The organism is Mariniflexile sp. TRM1-10, from assembly GCF_003425985.1.
Lineage (GTDB): Bacteria > Bacteroidota > Bacteroidia > Flavobacteriales > Flavobacteriaceae > Mariniflexile.
On record NZ_CP022985.1, the window covers coordinates 284,964 to 306,786 of the forward strand.

The following is a 21,823-nucleotide window of genomic DNA, read 5'->3' on the forward strand; positions in this document are numbered from 1 at the left end:
TTAAAAGATTTTTTTTGGGCGTTACCCTCGTTGTGGCTACCTAGAGAATAATAAGTTTAGTAAATGAATATGTTTAATGCTGCATTAATCAAATATTCACGTTCCCTGTAACATATTCACCAATCAGTCTTACCATTAAATCATTCAATTTTTCAACTTGAAATTCTCCAATGGTAGGTTCTAGGTGAGCGTTACCAACTCCACTATCATCCGTTATGAAAACATACGTTCCATTAGTCAATATTGCAAAAGAACGCATTAAATATTCCGTAGCCTTATCTATACCAGAAGCTGTAATTGGTATTATTTTAATACCTTTTTCCGCAGCCTTAATTAAATTTAATTCCAAACTTGAAATAACTTCTTGAGTATAGTGTGGTGGTGCGTCTAATAATAGAAACATGATGCGGGTAGAAGCATTGTCGTTCCACGAATTTTGCATAATGCCAATATCCATAGCAGTATGTACCGCCTCAGGGAAATCGCCCCCACCAGCAGCAGACTGTTTTGATATAAAAGAAATCAGACTTGCTTCATCAGCTGTGAAACCAAAAGGACGGGTTACATATTCATCACCTTTATCCCTGTAAAATACGGATCCAAAACGCATGGTTAATGAAGGATTGTTTTGTTTTATCCGTTTAATTACATTATTTAATTCAGCTTTTAAATAATCAATTTCATCTCCCATCGAACCAGTGGCATCAACTGCAAAAAATATATCAATTATTTGTGTGTTAACTATAGCTTTGTTTAGGGTAACTTTATTAATACCCGTAGCAAACTCCTTTACATCTTTAACAATCGCTTCAGTTTCTTCAAATTTAACGCGGGCAGTTAATTCGTCAAGTTCTAAATCTGACCATAATGTGGCCATTCCGTTATTATCTGTTTTAGTTTTCCAAACTTCTACCTGATTAGAAAAAAGACTGATTTCAGCATTTGCAACCAATGATCCTTTATTATCTGCAATCAGAAAACTATACCTTTCTATTTCTTTAAGATGCCATTTATTTACATCTTCATAATACTCCTGATTATTTAACAAATTATTCCAGAAATCCCAATTATTAAGATCGTTCCATTCACCTGCAGTTAAAACCCCTGGTTCGAATTGTCCATTTGGATTCCCACCTCCCCAATCACCTGTACCTCCAGTTGAGCCTCCGACAGAAGATTCTGAAGCAAAGGACAAATACGTTCCTTCTAAAATAGCTCCTGTTTGAGTTGATTCAGGTTCAGTTACCTCTTCAAACAAACTTGTCTTACCAGTTGCTGTCTTTTTTCCTATTGGAGTTTCACCTTTTGAACAACCATATGTAAATATTACAATTGTTATTAAAGTCAATCTTATTAATACGTTTATTCTTATCATGATAGTACGTTTTTTATTTTAGATACATACAAAATCAAAAGGTTGCGCCAAAAAACATTTTTTATTACATTACTAATAAAATCCATGCTATAAGGCTAAAAATTTGTCCAGCAATATCTGTTCGTGAAAACATTTTCAAACCTAACCAGAAATTATGTGCTACAAAATTTCACTGATAAAAATATCGTTTTTAATATTTTTTTTGCGAGTAAGAGCCTGTTTAAATTTGTATGATTGGATCTTCTATAGGTCATTTTTGATGCAAAATGAGGCGAAATCGAAGATAATGGCAGGGCCATTTGATGAGGTTTCAACGAAATTAGGCGCAAAAAAGGGGCATAGAAAAACAATTGATATAAATTTAAACAGGCTCTAAACGAATTTTCGTTTTTTCTAAGGCAAGTAATCATCATTAGACAGTAAAAAAATTTGTATATCCGTAATCAATCATTTAGAGAATATCGTTGTCTGGTCGAGCGCAGTCGAGACCCAATTTTGAAGTCGTTAAGTTAATAACCTCTCGACTGCGCTCGAGGAGACCCGCTCATTATGATTAATAACGGACAATCAAAAAAAATTAAAACAATTATCTATAACTTTACAAACTGCACTACCATTAAATTCTATGACCAAAATACTTTTACTTTCCGACACACATAGCTATATAGATGATACCATTTTAAAATACGTAAAACAAGCGGATGAAGTTTGGCATGCGGGGGACATTGGTGATTTACAAGTTACCGATGCCATAAAAAAACTAAAACCTCTACGTGCTGTTTACGGAAATATTGATGATGCCAAAATTAGAGGTGAATTTCCTGAAAACAATCGGTTTATGTGTGAAGGTGTCGATGTTTGGATAACCCATATTGGCGGCTACCCAAAAGCTTATAACATTCGGGTTCGTGATGAAATTCGAGCAAATCCGCCTCGACTTTTTATTTGTGGGCATTCACATATTTTAAAAGTGATGCCAGATAAAAAACTTGGTTTACTGCACATGAATCCTGGCGCTGTGGGTAAACACGGCTTTCATAAAACCAGAACCATGTTGCGCTTTACTATTGATGGTAGCAAGATTGATAATTTAGAAGTGATCGAGTTTCAGAAATAATCCACAATACTTAATTTAAAAGCATTGTTGTCCGATAAAACTTTTATAATTATCTGCAAACACAGTGATAATGGCATTTAAAGAGATTATTGATTTGCGAACTTGCTTTTTATACTAATTTGCCGCTTAGCGATTATTAAAACAGAATCACAAATAAATATTTGAATGTCAATTCATTACCATTCAAACCTATATTCTATTTTCTATTGCCTCTTGTCTATTGCCTCTTTATCTTTTAACGAAGCCTTGAACCTTTAACCGGACACTATTGATTTAAAAAGTACGCTTCTTTCTATTTTACCCTCCTTTTATGTTAATGTTTTCCCAAACCTTAGCATTTATAAGCTGAGATTATGTCGGTCAATTCATAAATTGTAGTTTTGTAACAATTTAAAAACAGAAAACATAATTATTTATGAGTCAAGTAAAAGAGAATGATACCGTAAAAGTTCATTACACAGGAAAATTAAGCAATGGTCAAGTTTTTGACAGTTCACTGGAAAGAGAACCGTTAGAAATAACTTTAGGACAAGGTATGCTGATTCCTGGTTTTGAAAAAGGTATGATAGACATGAAGGTTAATGAGAAAAAAACAATTCATATTCCTGTTGCAGAAGCATATGGCGATATACAAAAAGAGTTGTTTCATGAAGTAAATAAAGACCAATTACCACAGGATATGACTCCGGAAGTTGGTATGGGGTTGGTTTCACAAAAACCTGACGGTACTGAAATACAATTTCGTGTAGCAGAAGTTCATGAAGAACATATTATTATAGATGCTAATCACCCATTAGCAGGACAAGATTTAATATTCGATTTAGAACTTGTTGAAATAAAATAGCCCTTCCTAAATCCTTCCCAAAGGGAAGGACTCGCCCACTGTTTCGGCATATTATATTGTAAAAATAGTATTCCTTTTCAGAACCGAGTGTTCCCTTCCCTTTGGGAAGGGTTAGGGTTGGGCATAAAAAAACCCAAAGCTTTCACCTTGGGTTTTAACGCACTAATACTACTAAGATATTAGGTTTTATCGCAATCGATCTACAGATTTTACGAGATCTTCATCCTTCTTGATGGCCTTATTGGCTAAAGCCAAAAACACGATAGAAACAATAGGAAGAAGCATCCCAATACCTTTCTCAGAAACCGCCGTTTCTCCAGATACATTTAGAGATTGATACACAAAAAATCCTAGTAAAATAAAGTTTAATATGATGTTAAGTCGTCCCAATATAAATTGAGACTTCCTATTTTTATACTTAAATATGGTTATCAAAGATAGCAATGCCGACCCAAGAAACAATCCTAAATACAACAAACTATCTTTTGCATATACTATAACGTCTTCATTTGTAACCCATAAATGCAATACAAATATTAACCCACCAGATATAATTGCTGCGATTAAAAGGTATACGGTTTGAATGCGCTGTAACATATAAATTTATAATATTGATGGCAAAAATAATAGTTTCTTTTGTAAAATAAATGTAAAAAATTAAAATAAAGTTGTATAATTGCAGTATTAATTCTCAACAACCACACATAGAGGTTGTTAATTCTTCAGAATAAAATTCATTTTTTTTCAGAATAACTCTAATTTATATTCTAAACACATATTATATTAAACATCAATGTTTGAAATTTCACAATTAAACGAAAAGAAACTCTCTGATTTACAAGAGATTGCGCAGAAGTTGAACGTCCCAAAATACCGTTCTTTAAAAAAAGCGGATTTAGTTTATCAAATACTAGATCACCAAGCTGCAAACCCAAAAGCTGTTGAAGCCGTTGTAGAACCAACGCCACAACCTACCGTTAATACTACAGAAAAAACAGAAAAAAAGGAACCAAAAAAACCTAGGCAACGTGTTACAAAGCCTGTAAAAAATACACCTATAAAACAAGAGCAAAAACCTGTAGCTGAAAAAGCAGCGGCTCCTATAGAAAAAACAGAAAAAGCCCCTCAAGAAACTAAAGAAGACAATAAGCCAGTTAACCCACCAAAACCTAGAGTTCAAAACGAGCGTCCAAACGACAATCAGCAAAAACCGGCAAACCAAAAAAGAGAGCACAACCCAAACCAATCTCAAAAAAATCAAAATCAACATAAAAACCAAAAAAATGGTAATGTGAATGTGGATGCTGGAAATAAAGATACCAGAAACCGTTACCGCGAACCAGATTTTGAATTTGATGCCATTATTGAAAGTGAAGGTGTTTTAGATGTTATGCAAGATGGATATGGTTTTTTACGCTCATCGGACTATAACTATTTATCATCGCCTGATGATATTTATGTGTCACAATCGCAAATTCGTTTGTTCGGATTAAAGAAAGGCGATACGGTTTTAGGAAACGTACGTCCTCCAAAAGAAGGTGAAAAATACTTTCCTTTAATTAAAGTCATAAGAATTAATGGTCAGAAACCAGAAGTTGTTAGAGACCGTGTGTCTTTCGAACATTTAACACCATTATTTCCTAAAGAAAAATTCAATTTAGCTGAAAAACAAAGCACCATTTCTACGCGAATTATGGATTTGTTTTCTCCAATTGGAAAAGGACAACGTGGTATGATCGTATCGCAACCAAAAACAGGTAAAACTATGTTACTTAAAGATGTTGCCAATGCTATTGCTGCCAACCATCCTGAGGTATATTTAATGATTTTACTAATTGATGAACGTCCGGAAGAAGTTACCGATATGCAACGTAATGTACGTGGCGAAGTCATATCTTCAACCTTTGATAAAGAAGCACACGAGCACGTTAAAATCGCCGATATTGTCCTTGAAAAAGCAAAACGTTTGGTAGAATGCGGGCACGACGTAGTAATTCTTTTAGATTCTATTACGCGTTTAGCAAGAGCTTATAACACTGTGCAACCGGCCTCTGGCAAAATATTAAGTGGTGGTGTAGATGCCAATGCATTACACAAACCAAAACGTTTCTTTGGTGCAGCCAGAAATATTGAAAACGGCGGCTCTTTAACCATTATCGCTACGGCACTTACAGATACAGGTTCTAAAATGGACGAAGTCATTTTTGAAGAATTTAAAGGAACTGGTAACATGGAACTACAGTTGGATAGAAAAATATCGAACCGTCGTATTTTCCCTGCTATCGATTTAACATCTTCGAGCACGCGTCGCGATGATTTACTATTAGATGAAAACACCATACAACGCATGTGGGTAATGCGCAAGTACCTTGCTGACATGAACCCTGTTGAAGCTATGGAATTCATTAACGAACGTTTTAAACAAACCAGAAACAACGAAGAATTTTTAATATCCATGAATGGATAATTCGAAACGAATACTTTTCAATATAAACAAAGTATTCAATACAATAGTATTCCTTCAACCACAAGGAAGCTAACTAACTAAACATTAAACTAAACCTAAAAAGCCTTAGCAAATTTCTGTTAAGGCTTTTTTATTTACAAACAGAGTTGTTTTACGATTAATGATTAACTATTGACGATTCAGAATTCAGAATTCAGAATTCAGAATTTAAAACTCAACAAACCAACAGCCAAAACCTAACAACCATCGACAAAACCCAACCAACAACAATTCACGTCCACTTCAAAGCAAAAAAAATCCCAAGCAAACGCTCAGGATTAATTATTAATTGTTAATTGCCAATTGTTAAATGCCAACTGCCAATTGCTAATTGTATTGATTCAAAAGATCTCTATATTCCTTTAAGTCAGATATATTTATTCTGTTATTAAGATTTTTTATAAGCGCAATTAAATACTTTAAGCTTTCAACAGGTTCGTTCTCTGTTTCAACTTCAACATCATCATCTTCATCAACAAGCATAGGAATCAAAAATGAGTCGTTCTCTTCAATATGCTCATAAGTTAGCCTAAGAACCTTTACTACTAGCGGAATTTGCTCTTCTAAGGCATAAGTTCTTAATTCTTTAATATCGTTAATTAATGTATCTGTGTTGATACCTGTTTTATCAAGATCATTCAGAATTTTATCTATTAACTTAAGTGCTGCTTTATTTTCCAAAAGGGTAATATTTAGGTGAATAATTAATTTTTTTGTATTTGCAAATTTAAATTTTTAGAAATCAAATATCGCTATTTATTCTATGATTTTACATTTATAATTTTGACCACTTTTATAATTCTAAATACACTGCTTTAGGTGCAAAAAGTTCATAAAAAAAGCCTCTCGATATTGAGAAGCTTTTAAATATTATAAAAAAAAACATTCTTAAAGCGTGGCAATGTGCTTAGCTAAACCAGATTTTAGGTTAGCTGCTTTATTGGAATGAATAACATTTTTCTTAGCCAATCTATCTAACATAGAAACAACAGAAGGAAATAACGCTTCAGCTTCTTTCTTATCAGTTAACTCACGTAATTTTTTAATAGCATTACGAGTTGTTTTATGCTGATATTTGTTAACCAAACGCTTAGCTTCGTTACTTCTAATTCTTTTTAATGCTGACTTATGATTTGCCATTTTATACTTTATTTTTTTTAAAAATTGTAGCCCGTAGGGGAATCGAACCCCTCTTACCAGGATGAAAACCTGGCGTCCTAGCCGATAGACGAACGGGCCATTTGTTTTGAGTGCGCAAAGATAAATTTAATTTTTAAAATTACAACTTTAAAAATTTAAAAATTTACATCACTTTTTTCAAATAACTCACAACGTTTCCATTGCGGATGCAAAAATACAACTATTTTTAAATGTCGCAATAGCTGCGCAAACTTTTTTGAAAAAAAATTATTTAATATGCTTTTGCAAACAAAACTCTGCCTTTTGAAGGTTTTCCAGAATACACACAAACACCTTCTTCTTCCTTCATTTCCAAAGGAATACATCGAATTGTTGCTTTAGTAAGCTCTTTTATCTTCTCTTCTGTTTCGTTTGTACCATCCCAATGTGCCGAAATAAATCCTGTTTTATTCTCTAAAACATCTTTAAATTCTTCAAAACTATTAACTTCCGTGATGTGGGAATCCCTGAAACTCAATGCTTTTTTAAATAAAGCCTCTTGAATTTCTTTTAATAAACTTTCAACCGTACTGGTTAAATCGTTTAAAGCAACTACCGATTTTGTTAAAGTATCGCGTCTAGCCAACTCTACCGTAGCGTTTTCTAAATCTTTTGGCCCAATAGCGATACGCAATGGCACCCCTTGCAATTCGTGTTGTGCAAACTTAGCTCCTGGACGTTGCGTATCCCTGTCGTCAAACTTAACCGTAATACCTTTGGCCCTTAAATCGCTTAAAATACCTTTAGCAACTTCAGATACAGCTGCAAATTCTTCATCACTCTTATATATAGGCACAATAACGACTTGATTTGGTGCCAAACTTGGCGGTAATACCAATCCGTTATCATCACTATGCGTCATAATTAAAGCCCCCATCAAACGTGTTGAAACACCCCAAGAAGTTGCCCATACATAATCTTGCTTTCCTTCTTTATTAGCAAACTTAACATCAAAAGCTTTGGCAAAATTCTGTCCCAAAAAGTGTGAAGTCCCAGCTTGAAGCGCTTTCCCATCCTGCATCAATGCTTCGATACAAAACGTTTCATCGGCACCTGCAAAGCGTTCGCTTTCGGTTTTCATCCCTTGCACCACAGGAATTGCCATAAAATTTTCAGCAAAGGTTGCGTATACATTATTCATCAATCTAGCTTCCGCCATGGCTTCTGCTTTAGTTTGGTGTGCCGTATGCCCTTCTTGCCATAAAAATTCTGCGGTACGCAAAAATAAACGGGTACGCATTTCCCAGCGTACCACATTCGCCCATTGGTTAATCAATATTGGTAAATCCCTGTAAGATTGAATCCAGTTTCTATAGGTATTCCAAATAATGGCTTCACTAGTTGGACGCACGATCAGCTCTTCTTCCAGTTTTGCTTCAGGATCTACACGTAATTTCCCCGGTTTATCTGGATCGGCTTGCAATCTGTAATGTGTTACAATAGCACATTCCTTAGCAAATCCTTCAGCATTCTTTTCTTCAGCTTCAAATAAACTTTTGGGGACAAATAATGGAAAATACGCATTTTGATGTCCTGTTTCTTTAAACATTTTATCTAATTCTGCTTGCATTTTTTCCCAAATTGCGTATCCATACGGCTTGATGACCATACAACCACGAACCGCCGAATTCTCCGCCAGGTCTGCTTTGACAACCAGTTCATTATACCATTTGGAATAATCTTCTGCCCTACTAGTAAGTTTTTTACTCATATATGTGTTTTGGCACAAATATTGTGCTTATGTTAAATAAAAAAATAGTTCAGCAAAACTAACTATTTTTGTTATGTTCAACAATAAAAATCAAGAGATATGCAATTAAATACCTACTTTATAAAAAAAATGCCATACTTGGCTATTCTTAGCTTAGTATTTGGCTTATACTCATGTGGTTCGTATCAATATGTTGGCGTAGATAATGATGGTATTTATGGTAGCACGCCTAGAACCGTTCAGTATGAAGAAACCGTTGTTGAAGTGCCTCAAAATTCAAATAGTAATTACTATCAAAATTACTTTAAGAATAAATCTTTGGAAACAGAGTACATGACGTCTAATAACGAGATTTTTACCGATATTGATACCTATGAAGGCAACAATATTCAAAATGATTCTTTAAATAATAACTACCAAGGTTATGGGGGTTGGGGACAGGAGCAATCGAATGTCACTATAAATCTTCATTCTGATTTTGGTTTTGGTTTCAATAATTATTGGTGGAACAGTCCTTATTACAACCGTTGGGGCTATGGTTATGGTTGGAACAACTGGGGTTATTATGATCCATATTGGCATGCTCCTTATTATGGAGGCTTCTATAATAGTTGGACTTTTTACAACCCTTGGGGCTATGGCTATTATGGGAATCCTTATAGATACTATGGCTATAATAACTATGGATATTATGGCAATAATGGGTATTATAGCAGACGTAATGTTTCCTACAGTGCCAGCAGAAGAGGCAGTAATTATAGCACCGACTCTAGAAGTTTAAGTAACAATAATTATAGCACTTCAAGACGAAGCAGCACTAACAGTTCTGGAAATACTTCAAAGTATAATACTTCCAGAAGAAGCAGTGTAAATGCAAGTTCGCCAACTTCAGCCTATAATTCGAGACAAAACAATTCTAACGGTACACGTGTTTATACAAATACCCAAAGAAGAACAACCTATAGTACGCCTTCAGCGAATTCTACTACCAGATCGTCTTCTACAGTAAGACGAAGCTCGGGAAGCACTTATACGCCTTCAAATAGTAATAATTCAAGAACATATTCTAGACCATCTTCAAGCAATTCTACATATACACCTAGTAGAAGTTCTAGTCCTTCTTCGGGTAGTAGCACAAGATCTTCTAGCGGTGGTTCTGGAAGCAGCAGAAGTTCTGGTTCTTCAAGTGGCGGTGGAAGACGTGGATAAATCTTAAAAAATAAAAATTTACACTATGAAAAAGTTAAACCTACTATTTATAGGCATACTATCTGTGTCTGCACTAAACGCTCAAGACATATCGGATGCGTTACGCTACTCGCAAGATGAAATTCAAGGAACCGCTCGTTTTAGAGCCTTAAGTGGCGCGTTTGGTGCTCTTGGTGGCGACATGAGTGCTGTTAGCATCAACCCTGCAAGTTCAGCTGTATTTGCACAAAGCCATGCTTCTTTTACTTTGTCAAACGTTGACACTAACAATGACACACAATACTTTAATGGTTTTACTACCAGTGGCGAATCCAATTTTGATGTAAGCCAAGGTGGTGCGGCCTTTGTTTTTGAGAACAGAAGTAATTCGCCTTGGCGGAAATTTACAATAGGTGTCGCTTACGATAGATCCAATAATTATGACGATAATTGGAATGCTAGGGGAACGAACCCTAACAACCAATCCATCGATCTATACTTTTTAAATTATGCCGACGGAAAACGATTGGACCAAATTTCTGCTCTACCTGGTGAATCTTTAGCTGATGCTTATACAGATATTGGGAATGTTTATGGTTTTGCCCATCAACAAGCATTTTTAGGTTTTGAGTCTTATATTTTAGAACCCGATGCCGATGATGATGCTAATACCACTTATTTTTCAAATTTAGCTAGTGGTACTTTCAACCATAATTATTCGTATGCGTCAACAGGCTATAACGGGAAAATTTCGTTTAACATGGCCGCACAATATGAAGACAATTTATATTTAGGATTGAATTTAAACTCACACTTTATTGACTTTCACCGCTCAACATTATTATTCGAAAATAACTCAAACGCAGGTTCTATTGTAAACAGCATTGAATTTGAAAACAACTTATCTACCGCTGGTAATGGGTTCTCTTTTCAATTAGGTGGTATTTTTAAATTAAGTCCAGAGTTTAGATTAGGCGTGGCCTTCGATTCGCCAATTTGGTACACTATTGAAGAGGAAACCTCCCAATACTTAGCGACAGTTAGAGACGATGGTGGCTCTAATATTACTCAAGTTGTTAACCCACAAACAATAAACGTATATCCACAATACAAACTTCAAACACCTTCAAAATTAACAGGAAGTTTAGCGTATGTATTTGGCACACAAGGATTATTAAGTTTTGATTATTCTAGAAAAGATTATAGTAAAACAAAATTTAAACCAGAATCTGATAGCTTTTTTACAGACCAAAACGCCCTAATTGCCAACACGCTTACAGATGCCTCTACCTACCGACTTGGTGGCGAATATAAAGTAAAGCAATTTAGTTTTAGAGGCGGATACCGTTTTGAAGAAAGCCCATATAAAGATGGTACTACTGTTGGTGATTTAACTGGCTATTCACTAGGTGTTGGTTACAATTTTGGAAACACCAAACTTGATGTGACTTTCGATCAATCAAATCGCACCAACAAAACACCATTATATAATGTTGGTTTAACCGATGCAGCGGTTATAGACAGAACAAACTCTAACGTCACATTATCGTTAAGCTTCAATATATAAAAGTGATTTTTTTTAAATAATAAAAGCTTGGGTTTTAAAAATCCAAGCTTTTATTATTTAAATTACATAGATAACACATTTGAAGATTAAAAATCGTATATCAAAAGTCGTAAATCGTATTCAAAAACGTATATTTGCAGACCAAAATTGTGATTTAGTTGATAGATGAAACGTCCATAACACTAAGTAGGTATCTACTAACTTAGGATAATATGGGTGTAACATGTGACAAATTAAAGACAATAGACAACAACACATGAAAATTAAAAATAACATAGAAGAATTCGATTCTTTAGGAGATGACCATATAGGTACATCGTCTGACACACCATTACGTAGTGATGCTTTTAAACTTACCAACGAAGAAAAAATAGACATTATTAAGGATGATGTGCGCCACATTATGGAAACCTTAGGGTTAGATTTAACAGACGATAGCTTAAATGGCACACCAAACCGTGTTGCCAAAATGTTTGTTAAAGAAATTTTTGGAGGCTTAGATCCAAAGAAAAAACCAAGCGCTTCTACCTTCGATAATAAATATAAATATGGTGAAATGCTTGTTGAAAAAAACATTACGGTTTATTCAACTTGCGAGCACCATTTATTACCCATTGTTGGAAAAGCTCATATTGCTTATATTTCAAGTGGTTCGGTAGTTGGTTTATCTAAAATGAACCGTATTGTAGATTATTATGCAAAACGCCCACAAGTGCAAGAGCGTTTAACCATCCAAATTGTAAAAGAACTTCAAGAAGTTTTAAAAACCCAAGATGTAGCTTGTGTGATTGATGCAAAACATTTATGCGTAAATTCTAGAGGTATCAGAGATGTTGATAGCAGCACCGTAACCTCTGAATTTGGAGGAAAATTTAAAGAAGAAACTACGCGTAGGGAGTTTTTGGATTATATAAAGTTAGACACAAAATTTTAAATTTGGGTGAGTTGTTTAGTTGTATGTTGTTAAGTCGTAACTAAAAATCAACTTAACGACTAAACGACAAACAACAAATAATTAAACAATAACTAAGATGCATGAATATTCATTTGAAAAATTAGAAGTTTGGAAAGAAGCTATAAAACTAAGCACCAGCATATACAAAATCACTCAAACTTTTCCCGATAATGAAAAATTCGGATTAATTTCTCAAATGCGTCGATGTTCTGTTTCAATTTCATCAAATATTGACGAAGGCACAGCTAAATGAACCAATACAGATAAAGTAGATTTTATGGCTTTATCTTAATAGTGCTTCCTTAGAGCCTTTAAACCAAGCTATTGTTTCAAAAGAATTTGAATTTATTTCTGAAAAACTTATAAAATTACTAGATTTGAAGTTAAATCCATAACCAACTAAATAAACGCTTTACGAAATCATTTTCTCAAATCATAGCATATTAACGACTTAACAACAAACAACTCACGACTTACCACCCATGCAGTTATTCCAAAGCAACCAAATAAAAATATACAATTCACTTACAGGTAATAAAGAAATTTTTAAACCTATTAACGAAGGTTATATAGGCATGTATGTTTGCGGACCAACGGTTTATAGCAATGTGCATTTAGGAAACGTGAGAACATTTATGTCTTTTGATATGATTTTTCGTTACCTAAAACATCTAGGTTACAAAGTACGTTATGTGAGGAATATTACAGATGCGGGCCATTTAGAGAATGATGCCGATGCCGGTGAAGATAAAATAACCAAAAAAGCCCGTTTAGAACAAATAGAACCTATGGAAGTCGTACAACGCTACACCGTAGATTTTCATAGTATTTTAAATACTTTCAACTTTTTACCACCTAGTATCGAACCAACGGCTACGGGACATATTATTGAACAAATTGAGCTTATTAAAGACATTATAACTAACGGATATGCTTATGAAGTAAACGGTTCTGTTTATTTTGACGTTCATAAGTTTAATGAAACCAACGATTACGGAAAGCTAAGCAAGCGTAAACTTGAAGATTTAATCCACAACACACGTGAATTAGACGGACAAAGTGATAAAAAAAATCCGCAAGATTTTGCCCTTTGGAAAAAAGCCGAACCGCAACATATTATGCGTTGGCCTTCGCCTTGGGGTGATGGATTCCCTGGTTGGCATTTAGAATGTACCGCTATGAGTACCAAATACCTTGGCGACCAATTTGATATTCATGGTGGTGGTATGGATTTAAAATTTCCGCATCACGAATGTGAAATTGCACAAAACGAAGCCGCAAAAGGACTATCACCTGTCAACTATTGGATGCATGCCAATATGTTAGAGTTAAATGGACAACGCATGTCTAAAACCACAGGAAATACGGTAAATCCAGATGAATTGCTTTCAGGTAACAACAAATTCTTTAGTAAAGCATTTGCACCAAGTGTGATTCGGTTTTTTATGGCGCAAGCCCATTATAGAAGCGTGCTTGATTTAACAGATGACGGCTTATTGGCTAGTGAAAAAGGGTTTTATAGATTGATGGACGCCATTAATCTTTTAAGGGAGTTAAAACCTTCTGAAACTTCTTCAATAAATATAAACGCATGGAAACAGACTTGTTATGATGCCATGAACGACGATTTCAATTCACCAATTTTAATTGCCCATTTATTTGAAGCTGTAAAATATATCAATCAAATTAAAGACGGTTCTGAAACTATAAGTCCAGAAGATTTGTCACTTTTAAAAGTTACTATTGATGCATTTGTATTTGATATTTTAGGTCTTGAAAGTACCTCAAAAACAGAGTCAGGGACCGACAAACTATCGAGTGCCGTTGCTATTTTAATAAAATTACGCCAAGAAGCCAGAGCGAATAAAGATTTTGCTTTATCGGATAAAATTCGTGATGAATTGGCAGAAGCGGGCATTCAGTTAAAAGATGGAAAAGAAGGCACGACTTTTAGTTTGTCGTGATGTTGTTGAATTGTGTAATTGTTGAATTGTTGAATCGTTTAACCGTTGAATCGTTTAATTGTTGAAGATAGTTTCGTCTTAATAACTAAACTTTAGTACATGACAAAAATCCAAATATATTCAGATGTCAGTCTGAGCGCAGTCGAAGACATTGAAAATATTGTTTTTAATCGCATTTCGACTGCGCTCAATGTGACACTCTGCAGTTTTTGTCATGTACTAAACAATAAATAAACAAATAATAATAAATAAGTACGTCGTAAAGCTGTTTGTCGTTTAGGCGTTAAGCTCCTAAGGTATATTTCGGCTGAACTATCAAGCAAATAAACAATAATTTTGAAAAAACTACTCATTGCACCATTTTTGTTCTTGATAAAAGTGTATCAAACACTTATATCGCCGCTAATGCCTGCAACATGTAGATACCAACCTACTTGCTCACACTACAGCAAAGAAGCTTTACAAAAACATGGTTTGTTTAAAGGTGGGTGGTTGGCTATAAAACGTATTTTTAGTTGCCACCCTTGGGGTGGTTCGGGTTACGACCCAGTGCCTTAATAAAAAGCGTCATTCTGAACTTGTTTCATAATCGCATCATATATTTGAATGGTAAAAATCTGAAATCATTGACTCAGGATTCATCTATTTATGAACCTTCCTCTTAACCTTCTTCCTTGACTCTATAAAAAATTTCAATTATATTCGTTTAATAACAATACGACTATTATGAATGATACAAGCCATCACGATGAGCGTATAGCAAAAATGATATTTGCCTCAGTATATCCACATTATATCACAAAAGTGGAGAAGAAAGGCAGAACGAAAGACGAGTTACACCAAGTCATTAAGTGGCTAACAGGTTATGAAGAAAAAAAGCTGCAGGAACTCATTGAAAAAAAAGTGACTTTTGAACAATTTTTTCAGAATGCTGACTTAAACCCTAATACGCAACTAATAACTGGTGTGATATGTGGCTATCGCATAGAAGACATTAAAAACCCATTAACACAACAGGTAAGATATTTAGATAAGTTAGTAGATGAATTGGCAAAAGGACGCAAGATGGACAAAATATTGCGAGGTTCCTAAATCTATTTGATAAGAATTAGACAAGTGATTGTTTTTTTCGTCATTCTGAACTTGTTTCAGAATCGCATCCTCCGCGCTATCACGAGCGTTCCGCTCGTGACGGCAAGTATAAAGAAGTTTTCATCATAAACTATGTGATGTCTCCTATGGTCGACATGACAAAAAATTAGTTTTTCACTGGTATATTCTTCAAAACCTCCAATACAAACTTCCAATATTTTTGCACCGATGAAATCTGAGCACGTTCATCTGGAGAATGTGCGCCTTTAATAGTAGGTCCAAAACTTATCATATCCATTTCTGGATAGTTTTGCCCTAAAATACCGCATTCCAAGCCTGCATGACATGCTGCTACATGGGCTTCTTCCCCATTCATATCTTTATAAATTTTAGAAAGCACTTGCAAAATGGGCGATTTCATATTGGGTGTCCACCCAGGATAATCACCCGAAAATTCTACTTCGCAACCTGTCAATTCAAAAGTGGCACGCAATGTATTTGCCAAATCCATTTTAGAGCTTTCAACCGACGATCGTGTTAAGCAGCCCACATGAATCTGCCCCTCTTTAACTACTACCCTAGCGATATTATTTGAGGTCTCAACCAAATCCGGAATATCGACACTCATTCTATACACACCGTTTTGCGCTGCATACAAAGCTCTTGTAAAACCTTCTTGAACCCCTAAATCCATAATACTTTTAGGGGTTTCACAATGAGAAACTTCTATTTTTAAATCGGGTTCCATGGTTTTTAGCTCCGTTTTAATGATTTCTGCCAACTCGTTAATTTCTGTAACAAAGGTTTCTTCATGAATGGCATCAACCGCAACAATAGCCGTACTTTCTCTGGGAATGGCATTCCGTAAACTACCGCCATCAATTTCAGAAATTCGCAGTCCGAAGTTTTCAAAACCATCAAATACTAAGCGGTTCATAATTTTATTGGCATTCCCTAAACCTTCATGGATTTGCATGCCCGAATGACCGCCTTGCAAGCCTTTAACTGTTATTTTAAACCCGATTTTAAACTCGGGCGTTTCTTCTTCTTGATAGGTTCTCGTTGCCGTTACATCGATACCGCCCGCACAGCCTACACCAATTTCATCATCTTCTTCGGTATCTAAATTCAATAAAATACCACCAGAAAGTAAGTCGCCTTTTAAGCCCATAGCACCCGTCATACCTGTTTCTTCATCAATGGTAAACAGCGCTTCAATAGCAGGATGTGGGATGTCTTTACTTTCTAAAATGGCCATAATGGTGGCAACACCCAAACCGTTATCGGCACCCAGAGTAGTTCCTTTGGCACGTACCCAGTCGCCATCAACATACATGTCAATGCCTTGCGTCTCAAAATCGAATTCAGTATCGTTGTTTTTTTGATGCACCATATCTAAATGCGATTGCATCACGACCGTAGTTCTATTTTCCATACCAGACGTTGCTGGCTTTTTTATAATAACATTGCCAACCGCATCTTCAATGGTTTCCAATCCTAGATTTTTGCCAAAATCCTTAATAAAAGCAATAACACGTGCTTCTTTTTTTGAAGGACGAGGTACAGCGTTTAAATCGGCAAATTTATTCCAAAGGGTTTGTGGTTGAAGGTCTCTTATTTCTGAATTCATAATATTTCCAATAGTGTTTTACAAAGGTAAGTATTACCATTTAGGTTCCTTGAAAATCTAATAAATTTCATTAACTATTAATTCACCTATTATAGAAACCAAAGATCAATGTAAGCTAACGCAACCTTTCAATTCTTTTGTCATCTAGTTATAAAGAATCATAAAAGATGAAAACTGGATACACATTATTAATCGCTCTTCTTCTATTAGCTTGTCAAAGTAATACTGAAATAGATGTAAACCCGGAAAATTTACTAATTGGTAATTGGATTGATTCAAGTTATGACAATGAAACTATAACGTTTCAACGAGCAGTAAGTTTAAATGAAAATGCTCCAGGTATATCTTTTAAGGAAAATTCTGTTTTTATACAAAGAACATCTGGCTGGTGTGGAACGCCTCCATTAACTTTTTATGATAATCAAGGAACATGGAAAAGCCAAGAATCCCTTATATTAATATCTCTTGAAAATTTTCCTGGAAATTTTCAGTGGAGAATTATTTCTCTTGATAATAACCAATTAATTGTTAAAAGAGAGTTATCAGAACAAGAAATAGACCATCAAAATTTAATGAATTTGTTTGATGAGATTAGTACACTATCTCATAGTATTTCTTGTACAGATTCTAATAACTGGAGCTTCACTCCCTACGGAACAAAAGCGTGTGGTGGCCCTCAAGGTTTTATTGCTTATTCAAATGAAATTGATACCGTGCAATTTTTGCAAAAAGTTGAAGCATACAATTTAGCTGAAAAACAATATAATATTAAATGGTCCATTTCATCAACATGTGATGTTCCACAACAGCCTACATCTATAGAATGCCAAAACGGTTATCCTGTTTTTAAATACTAATAATATATCAATCGTCATTAATGAACATTTGTTTATTTTTGGCACATGCTGAAAAACACAAAAACTATTATTGCACTTTTATTGATACCACAATACCTTTTGGTAAAATGGATATCAAATTACCCCGAAGTTATAGAAAGATATTACAGCGAAGGTGTTTACCCCTATATTTCCAAAGCATTCAGATATACATTGGGCTGGCTACCGTTTTCATTTGGTGATTTAGTATATGCAGCCGCTATTATATACATTATTAGATGGTTTTTTATAAACCAAAAACACCTGCTAAGAGACACTAAATTGTGGATTGTTAGTGCGGCATGCGCAGTGTCCATGATCTATTTTGCGTTTCATTTGTTTTGGGGCCTGAATTATTACCGTTTGCCACTGCATAAAAGCTTGGGTTTAAACGCTGATTACACCACCGAACAATTAATTAATGTCACCAAAAGACTGATTAAAAAATCAAACGGCATTTACACACAAATAGCTGGAAACGACACCTTAAAAATTGACATTCCGTATAGCAAAAAAAACATCCTAAGGATGGCTCCTTTGGGCTATACAAACTTAAAGAAGACCTTCCCTGATTTAGAATACCACCCAAAAAGCATTAAAAAATCGTTGTTTAGCTACCCTTTAACTTACATGGGGTTTAGTGGGTATTTAAATCCGTTAACAAACGAAGCGCAGGTTGATGCACTGATTCCTGTTTATTTGTTTCCCACAACGTCCTCGCATGAAATAGCACACCAATTAGGATATGCCGCCGAAAACGAAGCCAATTTTATTGGTTGTTTAGCCGCCATAAACCACGACGATATTTACTTTAATTACTCGGGCTACACTTTTGCACTTCGCTTTTGTTTAAATGAAATTGCGAAGCGTGATGAAATCTTATTTGATGAACTATACCAAACTGTCAACAAAGGTGTTTTAAATAATTATAAAGAAGCCCGCGATTTTTGGGACAGCTACGAAAACCCTTTGGAACCACTTTTTAAAAGCACATACAGTTCGTACCTAAAAGCCAATAAACAAGCAAAAGGCATGGAAAGTTACAGCTATGTTGTAGCATTGTTGGTTAATTATTTTGAAAAAGAACCCGATTTAATTTACAATTAGTTTTTGAATCATTTCAGCAACACCATCATTCACTTTTAAAAAGTACATGCCACTTCTTAAATTTGATATATCGAGTTTTACTGTATTGTTTTGCAATTCCCTTTCTTCATTAAGAATTAATTTTCCTTGAATGTTATAAACACCCAACCGTACTTTATTATTTGTGGTTTTACTGAATGTTATTTCAACAAAATGGTTTGTTGGATTTGGGAAAATTGAGAAATCAATATTGCTAAATTGTTTACTGGAAAGCGTTGCTATAAATTCTGTTTCAAACGTATTGGTTACAACCGCTGGGTTAAAATCAAAATAAATTTCGGCCGTATTAGGTATGATATCGCTAATTTGAAAACCAGCAGTGGGTTTTATTTTGTAATATACATAACCGTGGCTATTGGGTTCATCCATGCTTTCACTTGGTAAATGGATATCATCGAATTTCCAATTAAGTTGATTATCGATTTTTGTAAATACATAATCATGGCTTGCACTAAGCATTTGAATGGTTGACTTATCCAATTTTGAATCTAAAGTATTATCTATAGACACATTAATAGCATCGGCAGTTCCTACATTTTGAAAACGGATGGTGTAATACAAATAATCATCGGTAGAAAAATCGTCATAATAAATTTCTGGCCCATGAGATTCCGCTATGTCGTTTGGGTCATAGGAGCCTATAACAGTTTCTGTTAACGCAGATGTATTGTTTGATATGTCTAAATCATCAACCGAATAGATTGCTGTACTTGTTAATAAATCTCCTAAATTCACAGAAACAGGCACATTCATATTTACTACAACATGTTCTGCACTATTGGGTTGTAAATTATTAAAATTTAAAATAAACCCTGTGGGAGTGTTGGTGATTGAATTTCCTGAATTCACAAAATCCACACTTTTAAACGTTACTAAATCATCCTTAATAAACTCCACGGAGCCAGAACTTATCGTTTCAATCCCTAAATTGCGAATTATCAAATTGGTGCTATAATCAAACCCAGGTCTTGGAGGACTAACGGGTGTTAAATAAACTGCAACATCACTACATTCCTTAATTTTGGTAACCGGAAAATTGTAATTAACGCGGCTTCCATTAGTAACACTTACATTTTCGTATAAATACGTTGCTAAACTATAACAATCCTGAAATTCATCATATATACTATATCCAATATCATAAGTATCCGTTTCTACATCACTTATGATATTAAAAATTCCAGTTGAAGAATACAACACATGTTGAATGCCATCGTTATTTTTTTCGTAAGTAAGCGTTCCGCTTAAAAAATTGATTTCACCACTATCGAAAGTAGTATCACTATTAGCATCATAAAAGGCATTGACTTTTATGACACCCGATGTAGAACAATCTTTAACTATTAAATCTAATGTGGTAATTGTTAAACAACCTGTTAAAAGGTTTTCAGCTCTCACATATATGGTTTGTGGATTAACAAAATTGGTAAAATATGTTGGCAATGGATTTGTATTGACATCAGCATCAGCTTGTGTTGAATAATACGATATTGAAACATCTGTTTGCCCTCCAATAATTTCTGCGTTTTTAGAACTTAAATCAAAGGTTTCCATTCCATCTTGACTCTCATCATCGCAAACCTTATATGGGTCTAGTGGACTCACCATTGGTGGAGTAAAAACTGAAAAACCAAAAGATGTTATTGCATAGCTTCCTTTGGTGTTTTCATCAACCCTTGCAAAAATAGTTTGTAAATTCGATACATTATAAATTGCAGGTAATGGATTTATTTTGGTTTCAGCATCAGATGAGTTTAAATAATACGAAACCGTAAAATTATCTGGGTTCTGGTCTCCTAAAATTTCAGCATTTTGACTTTCTAAATCAAACGCATAAATGGCATCAAAATCATCATCACAGATATTAATATCAGCTGGTTTATTAGCTTCTGCAAATAAAACTCTTAAATAAAAATATGTGGTTACTTCAACATAGCCAGAATTTTTATGCACTACCCTCGCATAAATGTAATCTTCATTAGTCTTATTCATAAAACTAGAAGGGTCAGAAATAGCATTAATACCGCTAACAGCATCTTCTTGTAATTCATGGTAAGTAACAACATAATTACTTTCATCATTTGTTCCACAAAATAAATTCACAGAAGTTAAATCGAAAACAGCTATCCCATCAGAATCATTATCATAAACATCTAAACTTGGTATATCAGTCAACAGTCTTTTAACTTCTAAAGGATCTTCATTCGTCAAATATTCATAAGTTCCCCCAGAATTGATTGCATTTGCTCTAAAATAAATGATTTGTGGATTAGATATATTAGTATAAGCTTCAGGATTAGTTATTGGGTTTGTTTCGTTATCTCTGTCTTCTTGCGTTAAATAAAAAACCAATGGTCCATAATCTTCTGGAACTTCACCTTGTGGTGGACATAAAGAATAAAAGCCAAATAAATCTACCAAATTAAAAACCGAAAAACCATCATCATTGTCATCACATGCATAAGCTGGCGTATATCCACAAGGCGGCGGTGGTCCTGCAATCTGAGAAAAACCTACAAAAGATAACAAACCAATAAACAAAAAAGTAATTTTTAATTTCATATGTATTTTTTATTGTTTTTTAATTGTCAGATGCAATGCGATAAAGAAAATCTTCATAATTTTTTGCGTTTGGTTCATCATGGTCATTTCATAAAGCTTAAATTTGCGAAAC

19 protein-coding genes and 1 tRNA gene are annotated in these 21,823 nt (G+C 34.5%); 12 read left to right on the forward strand and 8 right to left on the reverse strand.

Features of this window, described 5'->3' with window-relative positions; translation table 11 throughout:
* Positions 1–88: 88 nt before the first annotated feature.
* Positions 89–1,375, reverse strand: a complete 1,287-nt coding sequence (locus CJ739_RS01390) for a vWA domain-containing protein (RefSeq protein ID WP_117172280.1) — start codon at positions 1,373–1,375, stop codon at positions 89–91.
* A 625-nt stretch (positions 1,376–2,000) separates the two neighbouring features.
* On the opposite strand from CJ739_RS01390, the gene CJ739_RS01395 reads away from it, so the two are divergent.
* Positions 2,001–2,492 (forward strand): metallophosphoesterase family protein, encoded by a 492-nt coding sequence (locus tag CJ739_RS01395; protein ID WP_117172281.1) that lies wholly within the window; start codon positions 2,001–2,003, stop codon positions 2,490–2,492.
* A gap of 415 nt (positions 2,493–2,907) precedes the next feature.
* Positions 2,908–3,336: an FKBP-type peptidyl-prolyl cis-trans isomerase gene (locus CJ739_RS01400; RefSeq protein WP_117172282.1), complete on the forward strand. Its 429-nt coding sequence runs from the start codon at positions 2,908–2,910 to the stop codon at positions 3,334–3,336.
* A gap of 186 nt (positions 3,337–3,522) precedes the next feature.
* On the opposite strand, the gene CJ739_RS01405 is transcribed toward CJ739_RS01400, so the two are convergent.
* Positions 3,523–3,933 (reverse strand): DUF4293 domain-containing protein, encoded by a 411-nt coding sequence (locus CJ739_RS01405; protein WP_117172283.1) that lies wholly within the window; start codon positions 3,931–3,933, stop codon positions 3,523–3,525.
* Positions 3,934–4,129: 196 nt separating this feature from the next.
* Here CJ739_RS01405 and rho point away from each other — a divergent pair, with 196 nt between their 5' ends.
* Positions 4,130–5,803 carry a transcription termination factor Rho gene (rho, locus tag CJ739_RS01410; protein WP_117172284.1) on the forward strand — a complete coding sequence of 558 codons (1,674 nt, stop codon included), beginning with the start codon at positions 4,130–4,132 and terminating at the stop codon, positions 5,801–5,803.
* Positions 5,804–6,169: 366 nt separating this feature from the next.
* Here the strand turns inward: rho and CJ739_RS01415 are convergent, their stop codons facing one another.
* From CJ739_RS01415 to proS, 4 genes are all read right to left on the reverse strand, one after another.
* Positions 6,170–6,523, reverse strand: a complete 354-nt coding sequence (locus CJ739_RS01415; RefSeq protein ID WP_117172285.1) for a hypothetical protein — start codon at positions 6,521–6,523, stop codon at positions 6,170–6,172.
* 207 nt (positions 6,524–6,730) lie between these two features.
* On the reverse strand, positions 6,731–6,982 hold the full coding sequence (gene rpsT / locus CJ739_RS01420) for a 30S ribosomal protein S20 (RefSeq protein ID WP_117172286.1): 252 nt from the start codon (positions 6,980–6,982) through the stop codon (positions 6,731–6,733).
* A gap of 27 nt (positions 6,983–7,009) precedes the next feature.
* Positions 7,010–7,081: transfer RNA gene (locus CJ739_RS01425), tRNA-Glu, on the reverse strand.
* 172 nt (positions 7,082–7,253) lie between these two features.
* Entirely contained in the window at positions 7,254–8,732 is a 1,479-nt protein-coding gene (proS, locus tag CJ739_RS01430) for a proline--tRNA ligase (protein ID WP_117172287.1), read from the reverse strand.
* Positions 8,733–8,831: 99 nt separating this feature from the next.
* On the opposite strand from proS, the gene CJ739_RS01435 reads away from it, so the two are divergent.
* From CJ739_RS01435 to CJ739_RS01465, 7 genes are all read left to right on the forward strand, one after another.
* On the forward strand, positions 8,832–9,941 hold the full coding sequence (locus tag CJ739_RS01435) for a hypothetical protein (protein WP_117172288.1): 1,110 nt from the start codon (positions 8,832–8,834) through the stop codon (positions 9,939–9,941).
* A 25-nt stretch (positions 9,942–9,966) separates the two neighbouring features.
* Positions 9,967–11,487 (forward strand): OmpP1/FadL family transporter, encoded by a 1,521-nt coding sequence (locus CJ739_RS01440; RefSeq protein WP_117172289.1) that lies wholly within the window; start codon positions 9,967–9,969, stop codon positions 11,485–11,487.
* Between the two features lie 256 nt (positions 11,488–11,743).
* Positions 11,744–12,421: a GTP cyclohydrolase I FolE gene (folE, locus tag CJ739_RS01445; RefSeq protein ID WP_117172290.1), complete on the forward strand. Its 678-nt coding sequence runs from the start codon at positions 11,744–11,746 to the stop codon at positions 12,419–12,421.
* Positions 12,422–12,518: 97 nt separating this feature from the next.
* A complete protein-coding gene (locus CJ739_RS20500) occupies positions 12,519–12,695 on the forward strand; it encodes a four helix bundle protein (protein ID WP_236951583.1) in 177 nt (58 codons plus the stop codon).
* A gap of 229 nt (positions 12,696–12,924) precedes the next feature.
* The gene (gene cysS / locus CJ739_RS01455) at positions 12,925–14,406 is read left to right on the forward strand and encodes a cysteine--tRNA ligase (protein WP_117172291.1); all 1,482 of its coding nucleotides are present in this window, start codon (positions 12,925–12,927) and stop codon (positions 14,404–14,406) included.
* Positions 14,407–14,739: 333 nt separating this feature from the next.
* The gene (yidD, locus tag CJ739_RS01460) at positions 14,740–14,964 is read left to right on the forward strand and encodes a membrane protein insertion efficiency factor YidD (protein ID WP_117172292.1); all 225 of its coding nucleotides are present in this window, start codon (positions 14,740–14,742) and stop codon (positions 14,962–14,964) included.
* 168 nt (positions 14,965–15,132) lie between these two features.
* Complete coding sequence (locus tag CJ739_RS01465) at positions 15,133–15,498, forward strand: DUF2200 domain-containing protein (protein ID WP_117172293.1); 366 nt, start codon at positions 15,133–15,135, stop codon at positions 15,496–15,498.
* 166 nt (positions 15,499–15,664) lie between these two features.
* On the opposite strand, the gene CJ739_RS01470 is transcribed toward CJ739_RS01465, so the two are convergent.
* Entirely contained in the window at positions 15,665–17,128 is a 1,464-nt protein-coding gene (locus CJ739_RS01470) for an aminoacyl-histidine dipeptidase (protein WP_117172294.1), read from the reverse strand.
* 167 nt (positions 17,129–17,295) lie between these two features.
* Between CJ739_RS01470 and CJ739_RS01475 the strand changes: the two genes are divergently transcribed.
* A complete protein-coding gene (locus CJ739_RS01475; RefSeq protein ID WP_117172295.1) occupies positions 17,296–17,985 on the forward strand; it encodes a hypothetical protein in 690 nt (229 codons plus the stop codon).
* A gap of 45 nt (positions 17,986–18,030) precedes the next feature.
* Positions 18,031–19,110 (forward strand): DUF3810 domain-containing protein, encoded by a 1,080-nt coding sequence (locus CJ739_RS01480; protein WP_117172296.1) that lies wholly within the window; start codon positions 18,031–18,033, stop codon positions 19,108–19,110.
* Here CJ739_RS01480 and CJ739_RS01485 read toward each other — a convergent pair.
* Complete coding sequence (locus tag CJ739_RS01485) at positions 19,096–21,711, reverse strand: T9SS type A sorting domain-containing protein (protein ID WP_117172297.1); 2,616 nt, start codon at positions 21,709–21,711, stop codon at positions 19,096–19,098. The two genes, CJ739_RS01480 and CJ739_RS01485, sit on opposite strands and share 15 nt — an antisense overlap.
* Positions 21,712–21,823: the final 112 nt, after the last annotated feature.

What these genes read in the sequence shown, in the direction of transcription:
- proS (WP_117172287.1), bottom strand. Translation starts at nt 8,732, where the DNA reads ATGAGTAAAAAACTTACTAGTAGGGCAGAAGATTATTCCAAATGGTAT.
- CJ739_RS01395 (WP_117172281.1), top strand. Translation starts at nt 2,001, where the DNA reads ATGACCAAAATACTTTTACTTTCCGACACACATAGCTATATAGATGAT.
- CJ739_RS01480 (WP_117172296.1), top strand. Translation starts at nt 18,031, where the DNA reads ATGCTGAAAAACACAAAAACTATTATTGCACTTTTATTGATACCACAA.
- CJ739_RS01475 (WP_117172295.1), top strand. Translation starts at nt 17,296, where the DNA reads ATGAAAACTGGATACACATTATTAATCGCTCTTCTTCTATTAGCTTGT.
- CJ739_RS01400 (WP_117172282.1), top strand. Translation starts at nt 2,908, where the DNA reads ATGAGTCAAGTAAAAGAGAATGATACCGTAAAAGTTCATTACACAGGA.
- CJ739_RS01465 (WP_117172293.1), top strand. Translation starts at nt 15,133, where the DNA reads ATGAATGATACAAGCCATCACGATGAGCGTATAGCAAAAATGATATTT.
- CJ739_RS01405 (WP_117172283.1), bottom strand. Translation starts at nt 3,933, where the DNA reads ATGTTACAGCGCATTCAAACCGTATACCTTTTAATCGCAGCAATTATA.
- CJ739_RS01440 (WP_117172289.1), top strand. Translation starts at nt 9,967, where the DNA reads ATGAAAAAGTTAAACCTACTATTTATAGGCATACTATCTGTGTCTGCA.
- cysS (WP_117172291.1), top strand. Translation starts at nt 12,925, where the DNA reads ATGCAGTTATTCCAAAGCAACCAAATAAAAATATACAATTCACTTACA.
- folE (WP_117172290.1), top strand. Translation starts at nt 11,744, where the DNA reads ATGAAAATTAAAAATAACATAGAAGAATTCGATTCTTTAGGAGATGAC.
- CJ739_RS01470 (WP_117172294.1), bottom strand. Translation starts at nt 17,128, where the DNA reads ATGAATTCAGAAATAAGAGACCTTCAACCACAAACCCTTTGGAATAAA.
- rho (WP_117172284.1), top strand. Translation starts at nt 4,130, where the DNA reads ATGTTTGAAATTTCACAATTAAACGAAAAGAAACTCTCTGATTTACAA.
- CJ739_RS01435 (WP_117172288.1), top strand. Translation starts at nt 8,832, where the DNA reads ATGCAATTAAATACCTACTTTATAAAAAAAATGCCATACTTGGCTATT.
- CJ739_RS20500 (WP_236951583.1), top strand. Translation starts at nt 12,519, where the DNA reads ATGCATGAATATTCATTTGAAAAATTAGAAGTTTGGAAAGAAGCTATA.
- CJ739_RS01485 (WP_117172297.1), bottom strand. Translation starts at nt 21,711, where the DNA reads ATGAAATTAAAAATTACTTTTTTGTTTATTGGTTTGTTATCTTTTGTA.
- rpsT (WP_117172286.1), bottom strand. Translation starts at nt 6,982, where the DNA reads ATGGCAAATCATAAGTCAGCATTAAAAAGAATTAGAAGTAACGAAGCT.
- CJ739_RS01390 (WP_117172280.1), bottom strand. Translation starts at nt 1,375, where the DNA reads ATGATAAGAATAAACGTATTAATAAGATTGACTTTAATAACAATTGTA.